Origin of the sequence: Patulibacter sp. (genome assembly GCF_030655195.1) — a bacterium.
Taxonomy (GTDB): Bacteria; Actinomycetota; Thermoleophilia; order Solirubrobacterales; family Solirubrobacteraceae; genus Patulibacter.
In genome coordinates, this window is the sequence record NZ_JAURWA010000059.1 from 1 (window position 1) to 15,957 (window position 15,957).

Here is a 15,957-nt window from a genome sequence, read left to right on the forward strand (position 1 = left end):
GCCGGCCGCGCCGCGACGCTCGGGGTCGGTCAGCCGGCCCCGGCGCCCCGTCGGGCGCCGGGCGCCCCGTCGGCACCGCGCCGGAACACCAGCGCCCAGTAGGCGACGCCCAGCCCGACGCCCAGGACGGTGACGGCGATCGCCGACCAGCCGGCGGGCGACACGAAGCCCTCGACGATCCCGCAGACCACGAGGAACGGCATGGTGCCCAGGACGACGAGGATCGTCGGGCGCGCGACGTCCCGGACGGCGGCGCGGCGGGTGCCCTGCCCGGGGTCGACGACCGCCCAGCCGACCGCCATCCCGGCCCCGGCCGCGACGACGATGCAGGTCAGCTCGAGCACCCCGTGGGCGACGATCAGGTGCAGCACCCGGCCGAGGTTGCCGTTGGCGGCGGCGACGCCCATGACGGCCCCGAGGATCGCTCCGTTGTAGGCGACGATGAGGAAGCCCGGGACGACGCAGAGCAGGCCCGCCACGAAGGCCATGAACGTCACGCGGATGTTGTTCGTGAACAGCTGGGAGGAGAACGCGGCGGACTCCGACGAGGCCAGTCCGCGGTCGCCCGTCGGGGGTGCGGCACCGTCGATGAAGTCGCCCGGGACGAGGCTCGCGGCGACCGCCGGGTCCAGCGCGGCCCACACGCCGACGACCAGCGCGGTGCCCAGGAGGGCCAGCGACGCCAGACCGATCCACCGGCCCAGCGCCCGCACCAGGATCCAGTAGTCGCGGGCGAAGAAGTCCCGCGCCGACCGGCGCGCCCCGGAGCGCGCGTAGACGAGCGAGCGGGCGCGGCGGACGAGCAGCTCCAGCCGCTGGACGACCGGGTCCCCGGGGTAGGCGCGCCGGGCGTGCGCGAGGTCCGCGGCCGCCGCGCGGTAGGCCGCCCCGAGCTGCAGGACGCCGTCCGTGCCGAGCCGCTCCGGGCGCGAGCCCGCGCGCCGCAGCAGTCCCTCGAGCGCGTCCCACGACGGGGTGCGATCGGCGAGGAAGCGGGATAGGGTCACGGCCGTGCAGGACTATCACGACCGCCTCACGATCTCCACTCCCGAGGCGGTGGACGTGGTGCTGGACCTCGCCGGCCCCGGGACCCGCATATCCAGCGGGGCGATCGACCTGGCGCTGCAGACCCTGGTGGGCGTCATCGGGGCGATCGCGCTCGTCGGACTCTCCGGGCCGCTCGGCGCCGAGTGGACGACCGTTCTCGGGTCCGTCGGGGCGTTCGCGCTGATCTTCTTCTACGACGTCGCGTGGGAGCTGCTCAACGACGGCCGCACCCCGGGCAAGTCGTTCCTGGGCCTGCGGGTGGTCCGGGACGACGGCCGGCGCGTCGACGGGGGCTCCAGCGTGCTGCGCAACCTGCTGCGCCTGATCGAGCTGCCGCTGTTCTACGCCCCCGGGATCATCCTCGTGACGCTCACCCGGAAGCACCAGCGGATCGGGGACATGGTCGCCGGCACCCTCGTGGTCCGCGAGCCGCGGCGGGCGTCGCGGGCGCTCGCCCACGCCGCCGCGCCCGACGCCGCGGCGCCCCCGGACGGAAGCGCCGCCGACGAGGTCCGCGACGCCTGGAGCCGTCCGCCGTCCGCCCCCGAGGCCCTGCGGCTGGACACGGCGGGCCTGACCGACCACGACCGCTCGACGGCGCGGGCGTTCGCGTCGCGGTACCGCACCCTCGACCCCCGGGAGCGGACGGCACTGGCCACGGCGATCGCCTCGGGCCTGCGTGAGCGCCTCGGCGCCGTGCCGCCGCAGGCCACGGACGAGCAGCTGATCCTCGAGGTCGCGCGCGGGGCGTCCCTGCGCGGCTAGGTCCCGGGGCCGTCGGCGCCGTCGTCTCAGCCGGTCACGCCGTCCAGCGCGGACCCGAGCAGCCCGCTCTCCGCGAGGATCACGAGACCCAGGGCGATCAGGACGACCGGGACGAGCACGTGGCCCCGGCGGCCGATCGTCCGGGCGACGAGCGGCCGACCCGCGAGCCGGTGGGTGGCGGCCAGCCAGACCCCGAGGAGGACGGCGAAGACGACCACGACGACGGCCGCGCCGGGACCGTCCTGCGCGGCGAGGAACGGCACGTAGACCGCGATGTTGTCGGCCCCGCCGGCGACCGTGACCGCCGCGACGCCGAGGACGCCCCGCACGACGGGGGCCGGTGTCGCGCCCTCGTCCGCGGACCCGCGCAGCAGCGCCGCGAGACCGAGGATGCCGAGGGCGAGGGGGACGAGCCCCAGCAGCCCGACGACGTCGTCGGTCACGAGCGACAGCCCGGCGGCGGCGACCGCCGCCACGGCGACGAAGAGGCCCAGGCCGACGGCCTGCCCGACGACGACGTGCCGGGCCCGCAGCGGCCCGTCCCCGGCGGCGACGGCGAAGAGCGCAGTCAGCACGATCACGTCGTCGACGTTGGTCGCCACGAACGCCCCCGCCGCGGCCACCACCACGCCCAGGAGGTCGATCACGACCGCCGGCCGCCACGCGCGGGCAGTGGCTCGTCCACCCCACCGGTCGCGGCCGTCGGCACGGTGGCGGGGCCGCCGGCCGGTCCGCGCACCAGCAGCCCCACGGCCGTAACGGCGCAGGCGAGGCCCAGGAGCCAGCCGGCCAACACGTCGGTGGGGGAGTGGACGCTGAGGACGACGCGGCTGGCCCCGACGAGCAGGACGACCACCGCCGCCGCGACCAGGGGCCACCGGCGGGCCTCCAGCCACCCGGTCGTGCGTCGCGGTCCGCTCGCGTCCTCGGGCGGTCGCCCCACGCCGGCGTACGCGAGCACGAGCCCGAGCGCGAGCCAGCCCGCCGCGGACTGCGCCGAGTGGCCCGACGGGAACCCGCTCGATCGCTCGACCACCTCGTGCAGCGCGACGGGCGGCCGCGGGCGCTCGACGACCGCCTTCATCAGCGGCGCGAGGGCGGCGCCGGCCCCGAGCGAGACCACGGGCGCGAACGCGGCGGCCGGGCGCAGGAGCCGGGTCGCCGTGAGCGCGGCGCCGGCGATCAGCAGGAGCACCGCGAGCACGAGGCCGTCGCCGAGGGCCGTCCACGCCCGGGCGACGTCGACGACGGTGGCGCCGCGCCCGGACGCGAGGTCGGCGACGACGCGGCGGTCGAGGTCGGTGATCGCGTTCTGCCCGCGGACGACGGCGCCGAGGACCGCGATGACGAGCAGGCAGACCACCACGACGGGCAGCGGGTGGCGCACGATCCTCGGCACGACGCCGGAGCATCGCAGGGGTCCGGCCGCGGCGGTGCGGTCCGGCGGGGTCCGGCCTCGACGGGCGTAGGATCCTTCCCGCTTGACTTTGTGGCCTCCGAAGCGCAAAATCTCAGTGGAGCCGACTGAGATGTTCGCAGTCCACCGATCGACCACCCAGCGGCGGCCCGATCGGCGCTCACCCGGACCGGACGTCCGTCCGCGCCACCCCACCGCGGGGCCCGCCCCGCGCATCCTCCCTCCCCGAAAGGATCCCCATGCAACCTGATCGCTTCACCATCAAGACGCAGGAAGCCATCGCCGAGGCCGGTCGGGTGGCGGAGCGCGGCAAGAACCCGCAGATCGGCCCCGAGCACCTGCTGCTCTCCCTGCTGGACCAGGAGGGCGGCGTCGTCGGCTCCGTCCTGCGCAAGCTGGGCGTCCCGGTCGAGGAGGTCCGCCGTCCGGTCGAGGCCGCGATCGAGGGTCTGCCGAAGGTCACCAGCGGTGGCCAGGCCGCCGGACCGTCGAGCGAGCTGGTGGCCGTCCTGCGCGCCGCCGACGAGCAGATGCGCACCCTGGGCGACGAGTACCTGTCGACGGAGCACGTGCTGCTCGCCCTGGCGGCCCACCAGTCCAAGGCCGGCGACGCGCTGCGCGCCGTCGGCGCCGGCGGCCCCGCGCTGCTGCAGGCCGTCACCGAGGTCCGCGGCGGCCACCAGGTCACCGACCAGAACCCCGAGGACAAGTTCGAGGCGCTGGAGAAGTACGGCCAGGACCTCACCGACGCCGCCCGCGAGGGCAAGCTCGACCCGGTCATCGGCCGCGACGAGGAGATCCGCCGCGTCGTCCAGGTGCTCTCCCGCCGGCGCAAGAACAACCCCGTCCTGATCGGCGAGCCGGGCGTCGGCAAGACCGCCATCGCCGAGGGCCTCGCCCAGCGCATCGTCGACGGCGACGTCCCCGAGTCACTTCGCGACCGCCGGGTGATCTCGCTCGACATGGGCTCGATGATCGCCGGCGCGAAGTACCGCGGCGAGTTCGAGGACCGCCTGAAGGCCGTCCTGAAGGAGGTCTCCGACGCGAAGGGGCAGATCGTCCTCTTCCTCGACGAGCTCCACACGATCGTGGGTGCGGGCGCGAGCGAGGGTGCGGTCGACGCCGCCAACCTGCTCAAGCCGATGCTGGCCCGCGGCGAGCTGCGCGCGGTCGGTGCGACCACGCTGGACGAGTACCGCAAGTACATCGAGAAGGACGCCGCGCTCGAGCGGCGCTTCCAGCCGGTGCTGGTCGAGGAGCCGACCGTCGAGGACACCATCGCGATCCTCCGCGGCCTCAAGGAGAAGTACGAGAGCCACCACAACGTCGACATCCAGGACGCCGCGCTGATCGCGGCGGCCACCCTGTCGCACCGCCACATCGCCGACCGGCAGCTGCCCGACAAGGCGATCGACCTGATCGACGAGGCCGCGTCGAAGCTGAAGATCGAGATCGACTCCAAGCCGACCGAGATCGACGAGATCGACCGGCACGTCGTGCAGCTCGAGATCGAGCGGCTGTCGCTGGAGAAGGAGGAGGACGAGGCCTCGAAGGCCCGTCTGGAGGCGCTGGACCGCGAGCTGGCCGACGAGCGCGAGCGCTCCGCCGCGATGACCGCGGAGTGGCAGCACGAGAAGTCGTCCGTCGACGCGGTCGGTCAGGCGAAGGAGCAGCTCGACGGGCTGCGCATGGAGGCCGAGCGCGCCCAGCGGTCGGGCGACCTGCAGCGTGCCGGCGAGCTGACCTACGGCGAGATCCCCGCGCTCGAGCGGCAGATCCAGGAGCTCGAGGCGAAGGCCGTCGAGGTCGACGCCGGCGAGTTCCGGTTCCTGGAGAGCCGCGTGACCGCCGAGCACATCGCCGAGGTCGTCGGCAACTGGACCGGCATCCCGGTGGCCCGCCTGATGGAGGGCGAGATCGACAAGCTCGTCCACATGGAGGACCGCCTGCACGACCGGGTGATCGGGCAGGACGAGGCGATCGACGCGGTGTCCGCGGCGATCCGGCGCAGCCGCTCCGGCCTCGGCGATCCCGACCGGCCGATCGGCTCGTTCCTGTTCCTCGGCCCCACGGGCGTCGGCAAGACCGAGCTCGCCCGCGCGCTGGCCGAGTTCATGTTCGACTCGGTCGACGCGATGATCCGCATCGACATGTCGGAGTACATGGAGAAGCACGCGGTCTCGCGCCTGGTCGGTGCGCCCCCGGGCTACGTCGGCTACGACGAGGGCGGGCAGCTGACCGAGGCCGTGCGCCGCAAGCCGTACTCCGTGGTGCTGCTGGACGAGGTCGAGAAGGCCCATCCCGACGTCTTCAACATCCTGCTGCAGCTGCTCGACGACGGCCGGCTGACCGACGGCCACGGCCGCACGGTCGACTTCACGAACACCGTGCTGATCCTGACGTCGAACATCCCGGGCGGCCGGGCGGGCGCGGAGCAGCACTTCCGTCCCGAGTTCATCAACCGGCTGGACGACATCGTCGAGTTCCACTCCCTCGACCGCACGCACCTCGCGCCGATCGTGGCGCTGCAGACCCAGCGCGTGGTCGACCGGGCGGCGGAGCGCGACGTCACGGTCGAGCTGACGGACGAGGCGGCCGAGCTGATCGGCAACCTGGGCTACGACCCGACCTACGGCGCGCGACCGCTGAAGCGCGCGATCCAGAAGCACCTGACCGACCGCCTGGCGCTCGCCATCCTCAAGGGCGAGATCAAGCCCGGGGACACGGTCCACGTCGGGGCCGGCGAGGACGAGGTCACGCTCGAGGTCGCCGGGGTCGCGATCCCGGCCTGACCCGGGGTCCGGGCCGCCTCCCTCGCGGGGGCGGCCCGCCGTGCACGCCGCGTCCGTCGCGGGCGCGGCCGGCCCTGCGCCCCGGGGCGCGCCCGTCGCCGGTGCACCCCCGTCTCGTCGTGCGGGGGCGGCGGGCGACCCGCCGCGGCTCAGCCGGCCGGGGTGCCCGCCGGTCGCCGGGCCGGGACCTCGACGAAGTCCGCCGGGTCGGGCTCGCGCGTCATCGACCAGTAGTCGACGAGGCGCCAGGGGGAGAGGGTGACCACCCGGCCGCGGCGGTTCTTGTACCAGTTGCGCATCCCGCCGTGGGCGAACACCATCCGCTCGTGCTGGGCGTCGACGCGGGCGTTGTACTCGTCGTGGACCTCGACCCGCGGCTCGATGCTGCCGATGCCCTCCCGCACCATGCGGGTGAGGCAGGCGACGACGTAGCGGACCTGCGTCTCGACGTGGAAGAGCGCGCTGCCGCCGTGGCCCAGGCCCGTGTTCGGCCCGAGCAGCAGGAACAGGTTGGGGAAGTCCGGGACCGTGATGCCGAGGTGCGCGCGGGCGTCGTCGCCGTCCCAGTGCTCGTCGACGGTCCGACCGTCGGCGCCCACGACCTCGATCGCGCCGAGCATCTTCGTCGCCTCGAAGCCGGTGGCCATGAGGACGACGTCGCACTCGTGCAGGACGCCGTCGGCGGAGACGACGCCCTCGGGGACGATGCGCGTGACGGCCTCGGCGACGAGCTCGACGTCGTCGCGGCGCAGCGTCCTGAACCAGTCGTTGTCGATCAGCATCCGCTTGCCGTAGGGCGGGTACGACGGCAGCGCCTTGGCGATCAGGTCCGGCCGGCCCTCCAGCTCGGACTGGATGTGCGCGGCGAGGAAGCGCCGGTGCTTGTCGTTGCGGGAGTTGACCGCGCGGTCCTGGTGCTCCCAGGCGTCGTCGACGACGATGTGCGGGTAGAGCCCGTCGGCGTAGCGCCAGAACAGCGCGAACCGGTACCAGGCCGCGTAGAAGGGGACGTTCTCGAGCAGCCAGCGCTTCTCGTCGCTGACGGTGCGGTGGTACGCCGGGTTGGGCACGACCCACTGCGGCGAGCGCTGGAAGATCGTCAGCGACGCGGCCTCCGCCGCGACGGTCCGGGCCACCTGCATCGCGCTGGCGCCCGTGCCGACGATCGCGACCCGCCTGCCGGTCAGGTCGAGGTCGGCGGGCCAGCGGGAGGTGTGGAAGAGCTCGCCGGCGAAGGAGTCGATGCCCTCGATCTCGGGCATCTTCGGCTGGTTCAGCTGCCCCAGGCCGGTGATCACGGCGTTGGCGCTGAGGGTCTCGGTCGTGCCGTCCGCCGTCGTCACCTCGACGTCCCAGCGCTGCCGGTCGCCGTCCCACCGGGCGGAGCGGACGGTCGTGCTCAGCCGGATCCGGTCGGCGACCCCGAAGCGCGCGACGCAGTCCTCGAGGTAGGCCAGGATGTCCGGCTGCTTCGAGAAGTAGTGGGTCCAGTCGCGCTTGGGGGCGAACGAGAACGAGTAGAAGTGGTTCGGCGTGTCGACGCCGGCCTCGGGATACGTGTTGTCCCACCACGCGCCGCCGACGTTCGGGTTCTTCTCGAGGACGACGTACGGGATCCCCGCGGCCTGCAGCTTGATCGCGGCGCAGACGCCCGAGAACCCGGCGCCGACGACGATCGCACCGAAGCCGTCGGCGTCGACCGGGTCGGGCTCGGGCACGGGGGCGAAGCCCATCTCCTCCAGGAGCGGCCGGACGTACTCGTCGCCCACGGGCTCGCCGACGCACGTCGACATCATCTCGGCGTAGGTCGCCGGGTCGATCTCCGCGCCGGGGGCCGACGGGTCCAGCGGCGCGAGCACCTCGAGCGCCAGGTCGCGCACCTGCTGCTGCACGTCCTCCGGCAGGCCGCCGGACTCGTCGGCGAACACGCTGGAGTCGCGCCGGGGGCGGAACGGCGGCTCGATGAAGCGGCGGTCGCCCGTCAGCTGCATGAGGACCATCAGCAGGATCGGGAGGTCGGCGTCCTTCAGGGCGGTCTGCAGCTGCTGGCGGTCCATGGCGATGGTGCTCCGTTCTCGCGGGGGTCGCGCCCGGGGCAGCGGCGTACGGCGCTGCCTAACGAACGTTCGACCGGACGAGCCTAGCCGATCGGCGGGGGCCTGTCACGCGGGTCCGTGCCCCGGCGGCGGGTGCGTCGGTGGTCGGTTGCGGTCCGTGCCCCCGGTCACGTATGGTCTCGTCTCAGACGGCCCGCCCGAACGTTCGTTAGAGCGGTCTGACGTGGGGTCCGGGCCACCGCCGAGGCGGCCCGGGGACCCGGGCCACCCCGGCGCAGCGACGAGAGCGAGCACGATGACGGCGGCACCCACGACCGAGACGGGACTCATCGACGCCGGGCACCCCGCGCGCCGGGCGGTCCTCGGCGACGGCCTGCGTCGCAACGCGCAGCGGATCGGGTCGACGGAGGCGGTGGTCGTCGTCGGCGCCGAGGGCGCCGGTCGGCGCGCGCTGACCTACGCCGAGCTCGACAGCGGCGCCAACCGGTTCGCCTCCGCCCTCGCCGCGCGCGGGGTCGGGCGCGGCGACGTGCTCGCGCTGCTGGGCCGCAACACCCCCGAGGCGCTCGTCGCCCTGTGGGGCGCGATGAAGGTCGGGGCCGCGGTCACGGGCGTCAACCCCACCTTCACCGGCCGCGAGCTGACGCACCAGATCAGCCACAGCGGCGCGGTGGCGGTCCTCGTCGCCGCCGAGCTCGCGGACCGCGCCGACGAGCTGCGCGACGACCTGCCGGGCGTGCACGCGTGGATCGTCGACGACCGCACCGGTGCCACGCCCGCGGCGGGGTGGGAGTCCTTCGACGCGCTGCTGGCGGAGGGCGAGGACGTCGAGCCCGAGGTCGACCTGCACGAGGACGACGTCGCGATCGTGCCGTACACCAGCGGCACGACCGCGCTGCCCAAGGCCGTCGCGCTCTCGCACCGCAACTACGTCTCCTCGACGATCCCCGCCTACGCCGCCGGCCTCGGCATGGCGGAGGGCGACCGCTTCTACTACGTCATGCCGTTCCACACGATGGCCGGCATCGGGACCCAGCTGTCGCTGCTCTCGCTGGGCGCGACCGTCGTCCTGCCCCCGCCGCTGCCGCCCGCCCAGGCGCTCGGCGTCCTGCAGGCGGAGCGGATCACGATCATGGGCCAGACCCCCGCGTTCTACCTGCAGCTGACGCAGGCGCCGGGCTTCCAGGACGCGGACCTGTCGGCCCTGCAGCGCACGGTCGTCTACGGCGGCACGATGCCGCAGCGCATGTTCGACGCGTTCGCCGCGGTCACCGACGACCTCGTCTGGATCACGCTGTGGTCGCAGTCCGAGCTGAGCCAGACGCCCACGGTCGGGCGCTTCCGCTCCCTCGCCGACGTTCCGGGGCAGGACCCCGCGTGGATCGGTCGCCCGACCGCGCAGCTCGAGGTCCGCGTCGTCGACGAGGACGGTGCCGACGCCGCGGAGGGGGAGCTCCTCTGCCGCTCGCCCGGCCTGATGCGCGGCTACCTCGGCGACCCGGACCGCACCGCCGAGGCCGTCCGCGACGGCTGGCTCCACACGGGCGACCTGGTGCGACGCTCGCCCGAGGGCGACCTGTTCTTCGTCGACCGGCGCCACGACGTGATCAAGACGGGCGGGATGAACGTCTCGTCCGTCGAGGTCGAGCGCGTGCTCTACGGGCACGCCGGGGTCCTCGAGGTCGCGGTCGTCGGCCTCGTCGACGACTACTGGACCCAGGCCGTGACGGCGTTCGTCGTCGCGCGTCCCGGGACCCCGGTCGGCGCGGACGAGCTGATCGCCCACGCCCGCGTGGACCTCGCCGGCTACAAGGTGCCCAAGGCGGTGCACCTCGTCGACGAGCTGCCCAAGGACGCCCAGGGGAAGATCCTCAAGCGCGTCCTCCGCACGACCGCCGAGCAGGGGCCGGACGGCCCCGCCCCGGCGTAGCCGGCCCGCAGCACCCCGGCGCCACCCGGCGCCGGACCCGACCGCCCCGCCACGGGGCACCCCGGCCGACCCGGCCGGTCGCACGGACCGCCGACACGATCGGCACGACGAGGAGGACGAGATGGATCTCACCGAGGCGATGCGCACCCAGAACGCGTGCTGCTACTACAAGCCGGACCCGGTCCCCGACCAGGTCTTCTACAACGCCGTCGAGGCCGCGCGGTTCGGTCCGCAGGGCGGCAACCGTCAGCCCGTGCGCTTCCTCATCGTCCGCGACCCGGAGAAGAAGAAGCAGCTGGCCGAGTGGTACGAGATCCCCTGGCGCCAGTACATCGACGCGATGCTCGCCGGCCAGGACGCGGTCACCGAGGAGGGCAGCGGCGTCGCGAAGTCCACGAAGGCCGGCCTGAAGAACCTCGGCAAGGCCGCGGAGGACGCCGACCACTTCGCCCGCCACCTGGCCGAGCACCCCGCGATCGTCGTCGCGTGCGCCGACATCGCCGAGACGCACCCGACCGACACCGCGCTGGACCGCCTGTCGATCGTCGGCGGCGCGTCGGTCTACCCGACGACGCAGAACTTCTGCCTCGCGCTGCGCGACCAGGGCGTCGCGACGCGGTTCACCACGCTGCTCGTCGCGTACGAGGAGCAGGTCAAGGAGCTCCTCGGGATCCCGAAGGAGCTCGCGACCGCCGCGCACATCGTGGCGGGCTACCCGCTCAAGGGCTTCCCGAAGAAGCTCACGCGCCGCCCCGTCGAGGAGATCGCGTTCCTCGACTCGTTCGACCACCCGCTGACGTCCGACGCCGCCGAGGCCGCGGTCGCGTGAGCCCGGAGGCGCCGGGGCGGGACCAGGACGCCCCGGGGGCGGGCGACGGCGCGTCGGCCGCCCGCGCCGGGGGGATCGGTCCCCTGGCCGGCGTCCGCGTCGTCGAGCTCGCGGGGATCGGCCCCGGGCCGTTCGCCGGGATGCTCCTGGCGGACCTCGGGGCCGAGGTCGTCGTCGTGGAGCGGCCCGCCGATCCGGCGACGACGGTCCTCGGCGCCACGATGCGCCGCGGCAAGCGGTCGATCGTCGTCGACCTGCGCAAGGACGGTGCGGCGGAGGTCGTCCTGGAGCTCGTCCGCGATGCCGACATCGTCTTCGAGGGCTGGCGGCCCGGGGTCGCCGAGCGTCTCGGCGTGGGCCCCGACGACTGCCTCGCGGTGAACCCGGCGGTGGTCTACGGCCGGATGACCGGCTGGGGACAGGACGGGCCGCTGGCCGCCACCGCGGGCCACGACATCAACTACCTCGCGCTCTCGGGCGCCCTGCACGCCATCGGGACGGACCGCCCGACGCCGCCCCTGAACCTCGTCGCGGACTACGGCGGCGGGTCGATGTTCCTCCTGACCGGGGTCCTCGCGGGGCTCGTGCAGGCGCGCGCCACCGGTCGCGGGTCGGTCGTCGACGCCGCGATGTACGACGGGGTCAACGCGCTGATGACGATGTTCTGGGAGCTCCACGGCGCCGGGCAGCACCGCGACGGGCGCGACCGGAACGTCCTCGACGGCGGCGCGCCGTTCAACACGACCTACCGCTGCGCCGACGGCCGCTGGATCGCGGTCGGGGCGCTCGAGCCGCACTTCCGGGCGCGACTCCTCGAGCGCCTGGGCATCCCGTTCGACGACGCCGACCTGGGCCTCGACCGCGCCGCGTGGCCCGGCCTGCGCGAGCGTCTGACCGCGCGCTTCGCCGAGCGGGACCGCGACGACTGGGTCGCGCACCTCGACGGGCTGGACGTCTGCGTCACGCCGGTGCTGTCGCTCGCCGAGGCGCCGCACCACCCGCACGCCGTGGCCCGCGGGGCGTTCCGGCCGGCGGGCGACGCGCCGGGCGTGCGTCCGGCGCCGGCGCCACGGGTGACCGCGTGGGGGGCGGCGGGCGACGCGTCCGCGAGCCCGTCCGGGGTGGACCCGGGGGAGGCGGACGACGGCCGGGCGCCGGGGTCCGCCGTCCCACCGCCGCCCGGCCGCGACACGGACGACCTGCTGGCGGCCGCCGGCCTGTCCGCCGGGCGGATCGCGCGGCTGCGGGCGGACGGCGTCGTCGGCTGACGCGCGGCGACGGGCCCCGCCCGGCCGATCCCGCCCCGCTGCTCTCCGGTCCGTCGCCAGACGTCCGACGGGACGGCCCGGCCGGCCGCCCCTACGCCCGCTCGCGCGGCGCCGCCCCGAGGAGGCGACGCACGCCGATCCGCGCGTAGGCGTCGGCGACGTCGTCGATCGTGCGCGGGCCGTCGTCGCGGAACCAGTCGTTCACGCTGTTGACCAGGCCGAGCAGCGCGAGGGTCGCCAGCTGCGGGTCCTCGACGGAGAACTCGCCCGTCCGCGTGCCCTCCTCGATCACGGCCTGGATCGCGTGCTGGTAGGCCCGGCGCTTCTCCTGCACGTCGGCGTGGTGCTCCGGCGCGTGCAGGCGCAGGATCTCGAGCTCGCGCAGCCCGACGGCCTCCTCGCGGCGGTGCTCGTGGAAGTACCGCACGTGGTCGCGCATGAGTCGCTCGAGCCGCTCGGCCGGCGGGCCGCCCGCCTCGAGGTTGGGCAGCTGCGACGCGATGAACGCCCCGGTCGAGTCGAGCGAGATCGCGTAGAGCAGGTCGATCTTCGACGCGAAGTGGTGGTAGAGGCTGGAGCCGCGGATGCCCACCGCGTCGGCGATCGCCCGCATGCCGACCGCGTGGTAGCCCTGCTCGGCGAAGAGGTCGGTCGCGGCCCGGATGATCGCCTCGCGACGGGTCGGGGCGGCGGGGTCGGCGGCGGGCTCGGACATGGGACGGCGGCCGGCGGCGGCGGACGCCCTCACGGTCGTTCGACAGGCTATCGGCGGGCCTCCCCGTGCATCCCCTACCGCCGGTAGCATCGCGTCATGGATCCGGCTCCCGGCCCCGCGACGCTCCTCTTCACCCCGGAGGTGCGGGCCGATCCGTTCCCGTTCTACCGGCGGCTCCTGACCGAGGACCCGGTCCACGACACCGGCTTCGGGCTGTGGCTCGTCTCCTCCTACGACGCGTGCCGCTCGGCGCTGCGGGACCCGCGGTTCTCGGCGGAGTTCCGCACCATGTCGGACTACGAGCAGACGATGGAGGCGATCGGCCGGGACACGCCGGTGCAGGCGCTGATGGAGCGGTTGATGCTGTTCCGGGACCCGCCGGACCACACCAGGCTGCGCAGCCTGGTCCAGCGCGCGTTCACCCCGCGGATGGTCGAGGCGATGCGCGCCCGCACGGTCGAGGTCTGCGACGGGCTGCTCGACGCCGCCGAGGAGCGCGGCGGCGAGCTCGAGCTGATGGCCGACCTGGCATGGCCGCTGCCGGTGGTCGTGATCGCCGAGCTGCTCGGCGTCCCGGCCATGGAGCGCGAGCGGTTCCGGGGCTGGGCGTCGGACCTGGCGCTCGCGTTCGACCTGGGGATGACGCCGGAGCGCGCCGCCCGCGCCGAGGTCGCCCAGGAGGAGTTCATCCGCTTCTTCCTCGACCTCGTCGCGCAGCGCGCCCGGGACCCGCAGGGCGACCTCGTCTCCGCCCTCGCCCAGGCGGAGGAGGAGGGGGACCGGCTGAGCCCCGACGAGCTCGTCTCGAACCTCATCCTGCTGCTCATCGCCGGCCACGAGACGACGATGAACCTCATCGGCAACGGCACCCTCGCGCTGCTGCGCCACCCCGAGCAGCTGGCCCGCCTGCGCGACGAGCCCGACCTGACCCCGAGCGCGATCGAGGAGCTGCTGCGCTTCGACAGCCCGGTGCAGCTCGTCGTCCGGTTCGCCCGCGAGGAGCTCGAGCTGGGCGGCCGGACGATCCCGAAGGGCGCGCGGGTGATGCTGCTGGTCGGGGCGGCCAACCACGACCCCGCGCGGTTCGAGCGCCCGGACGTCCTGGACCTCGGCCGCGGCGACCGGGGACACCTGAGCTTCGGCGGCGGGCCGCACTTCTGCCTCGGCAACGCCCTGGCGCGGATGGAGGGCGAGGTCGTCCTCCCCGCCCTGGTCCGCCGCTTCCCGGACCTGCGCATCCTCGACGACGCCCCGCGGCACCGCGGCACGATGACCCTCCGCGGGCTCGAGGCGCTGCGGCTCGGGATCTGAGGAGGGGGCGGGGCTCGTACGAGCGTCCACTCCGGGCCCCGATCCTCCCGTGTCGACCGCCGGGCGTCGACGTCACGCGAAGCGTGTCCCGTCCCCGGATCCTCGTCGTGCCTTCGAGCGGCCCCGCCCGGGCCTTCGTCCTGCTGCTGCTCGTCCTCTCCGTCGTCCTGACGGCCGCGGTGGGTGCCCGGCCGGCGTCGGCCGCGGACGAGGACGGGCCGAGCGGACCCGGCGTCGTGCAGGGCGTGGTCCGCGACGGCGAGGGCGTCCCGGTCCCCGGCGCGACCGTCGAGCTCGGGGCGAGCCGTCGCCCGCCCGGCGGGTCCGGGCCGTGGACGAGCGGGAACCGCAGCACGACCACGGACGCCGACGGGCGCTACCGCCTCGGTGGGGTCGCGATCCCGTCGGAGGACGTCTCCGTCGGGTACCTCGTCGCGTGGGCCGACGGCTACGCCACCACCTACGACCAGGGGGTCGCCGAACGGCTGCGCGGATCCGCTGGGGCCCCGGTCCGGTCGGATCCCGTGCTGCTCCGCCGCGACGCGATCCTCCGCGGCCGAGTGTCCGTGCGCGGCGGCGGCCCGGGCGGCGCGTCGGTCTCCGCGACGCGGGTCGGGACGGTGGCCGGGCAGGAGGTCGAGCGGTTCTGGACGTCCGTCGACGACCGTGGCGGCTGGCGGCTCGACGTCCCGCCGGGCCGCTACCGGGTGCAGGCGGAGAGCAGCACGGGTCTGCCGACCTGGTGGCCCGACGTCTCCGCCTCGCGCCCCGCGACGCTCACCCCGGCCGTCGCCGCCGGCGGCGTGCTCGACGACCTCGACGTGTCGATGCGCCTGCGGCTGCCCGGCCCGGCGGTGGACGAGTTCGGGCAGTGGCAGCACGGGTCGGACCCGGCGCGGGCGGACGAGGCACCCGGCCGGTACCCGCGGGACCCGTACCGGTCGGTGCACGCGGTCCGCGGCCCGCAGCTGCAGCTCGGGACGCCACGCAGCGTCTACTCCTTCGACCTGCCGAAGCTGCCGGCCGGCGACCTCATCACCGTCACCGGCTCGGGGTCGGCGATGGGGCTCGCGGTCGAGGTCCCGGTGACGAACACAGGGGACGACCTGCTCTGGGTCGACCCGCCACGGCTCGAGGGCCCGATCGGCGAGGCGTCGCGCTGCGTGTGGCCCGGCGTGTCGGAGTGCGCCGTCCCGCGGCCGATCGAGCCGGGCGAGACGAAGGTCCTGCGCGTCGAGCCGAACTCCACGGCCTGGGCGCCCGAGTACCTGCTGACCCTCGTCGTGCCGAGCTCCGCCGGCATCTTCGACGCCCGCCTGCCGCTGCGTCTGCGCAACGTCGGCGAGGAGGCGTTCGGGCGCGACGACCACCGCAACCTCGGCGGCGTGTGGGAGTACCTGTCGGACGAGGACCAGGCGCGCACCGCCCACTTCGTCGGCAAGGGCCCGCCCGTCCCGCCGGAGCTCGCCGCCTGGGCCGCGGCGATGGCGGCCGCGACCGCCCCGCAGCCGCCCGCCCCTCCGGCCCCGAAGGTCCCGCGCCGGCCCGCCATCGGCGTCGTGACCGTCGGGCGCACCAGCGTCCGCTTCACGTTCCCGGCGGCCGGGCGGGTCGACGTCCGCATCGACCGGCTCGTGCGCTCGAAGGACCGCCGCCGTCCGGACCGCTGGGCCCCGGCCCGGGCGGTCGTGCTGCGGTCCACGCGCGCCGGCACCCGGAGGGCCGCGATCCGCCGGCTGCCGGTGGGGCCGTACCGCGTGCGGATCGCCGCCCGGATCGGCGGCCGGACGCACCGCGTCACGGACTACCGCGACGTCAAGCCCTGA

General features: G+C 74.8%; 12 protein-coding genes. 7 read left to right on the forward strand and 5 right to left on the reverse strand.

The window, feature by feature from the left end:
* Positions 1-29: 29 nt before the first annotated feature.
* The gene (locus Q7T67_RS06390) at positions 30-1,007 is read right to left on the reverse strand and encodes a stage II sporulation protein M (RefSeq protein ID WP_304787163.1); all 978 of its coding nucleotides are present in this window, start codon (positions 1,005-1,007) and stop codon (positions 30-32) included.
* A gap of 4 nt (positions 1,008-1,011) precedes the next feature.
* Here Q7T67_RS06390 and Q7T67_RS06395 point away from each other — a divergent pair, with 4 nt between their 5' ends.
* Positions 1,012-1,812 (forward strand): RDD family protein, encoded by an 801-nt coding sequence (locus Q7T67_RS06395; protein ID WP_304787166.1) that lies wholly within the window; start codon positions 1,012-1,014, stop codon positions 1,810-1,812.
* A gap of 26 nt (positions 1,813-1,838) precedes the next feature.
* Here the strand turns inward: Q7T67_RS06395 and Q7T67_RS06400 are convergent, their stop codons facing one another.
* A complete protein-coding gene (locus Q7T67_RS06400; RefSeq protein WP_304787168.1) occupies positions 1,839-2,459 on the reverse strand; it encodes a cadmium resistance transporter in 621 nt (206 codons plus the stop codon).
* On the reverse strand, positions 2,456-3,211 hold the full coding sequence (locus Q7T67_RS06405) for a phosphatase PAP2 family protein (RefSeq protein WP_304787170.1): 756 nt from the start codon (positions 3,209-3,211) through the stop codon (positions 2,456-2,458). The genes Q7T67_RS06400 and Q7T67_RS06405 overlap by 4 nt, the downstream gene beginning before the upstream one ends.
* A gap of 257 nt (positions 3,212-3,468) precedes the next feature.
* Between Q7T67_RS06405 and clpB the strand changes: the two genes are divergently transcribed.
* On the forward strand, positions 3,469-6,021 hold the full coding sequence (clpB, locus tag Q7T67_RS06410) for an ATP-dependent chaperone ClpB (protein ID WP_304787172.1): 2,553 nt from the start codon (positions 3,469-3,471) through the stop codon (positions 6,019-6,021).
* Positions 6,022-6,170: 149 nt separating this feature from the next.
* On the opposite strand, the gene Q7T67_RS06415 is transcribed toward clpB, so the two are convergent.
* Complete coding sequence (locus Q7T67_RS06415) at positions 6,171-8,078, reverse strand: NAD(P)/FAD-dependent oxidoreductase (protein ID WP_304787174.1); 1,908 nt, start codon at positions 8,076-8,078, stop codon at positions 6,171-6,173.
* 295 nt (positions 8,079-8,373) lie between these two features.
* On the opposite strand from Q7T67_RS06415, the gene Q7T67_RS06420 reads away from it, so the two are divergent.
* The 3 genes from Q7T67_RS06420 to Q7T67_RS06430 all read left to right on the forward strand — a co-directional run bounded on the left by Q7T67_RS06420 (position 8,374) and on the right by Q7T67_RS06430 (position 12,105).
* A complete protein-coding gene (locus tag Q7T67_RS06420; RefSeq protein ID WP_304787176.1) occupies positions 8,374-10,008 on the forward strand; it encodes a class I adenylate-forming enzyme family protein in 1,635 nt (544 codons plus the stop codon).
* Between the two features lie 121 nt (positions 10,009-10,129).
* Entirely contained in the window at positions 10,130-10,837 is a 708-nt protein-coding gene (locus Q7T67_RS06425; RefSeq protein WP_304787178.1) for a nitroreductase family protein, read from the forward strand.
* Entirely contained in the window at positions 10,834-12,105 is a 1,272-nt protein-coding gene (locus tag Q7T67_RS06430; RefSeq protein WP_304787180.1) for a CaiB/BaiF CoA-transferase family protein, read from the forward strand. Before Q7T67_RS06425 ends, Q7T67_RS06430 begins: the two co-directional genes overlap by 4 nt.
* 91 nt (positions 12,106-12,196) lie before the next feature.
* On the opposite strand, the gene Q7T67_RS06435 is transcribed toward Q7T67_RS06430, so the two are convergent.
* A complete protein-coding gene (locus Q7T67_RS06435) occupies positions 12,197-12,853 on the reverse strand; it encodes a TetR/AcrR family transcriptional regulator (protein WP_304787182.1) in 657 nt (218 codons plus the stop codon).
* A gap of 63 nt (positions 12,854-12,916) precedes the next feature.
* On the opposite strand from Q7T67_RS06435, the gene Q7T67_RS06440 reads away from it, so the two are divergent.
* On the forward strand, positions 12,917-14,131 hold the full coding sequence (locus tag Q7T67_RS06440) for a cytochrome P450 (protein WP_304787184.1): 1,215 nt from the start codon (positions 12,917-12,919) through the stop codon (positions 14,129-14,131).
* Between the two features lie 83 nt (positions 14,132-14,214).
* Positions 14,215-15,957 (forward strand): carboxypeptidase-like regulatory domain-containing protein, encoded by a 1,743-nt coding sequence (locus Q7T67_RS06445; RefSeq protein WP_304787186.1) that lies wholly within the window; start codon positions 14,215-14,217, stop codon positions 15,955-15,957.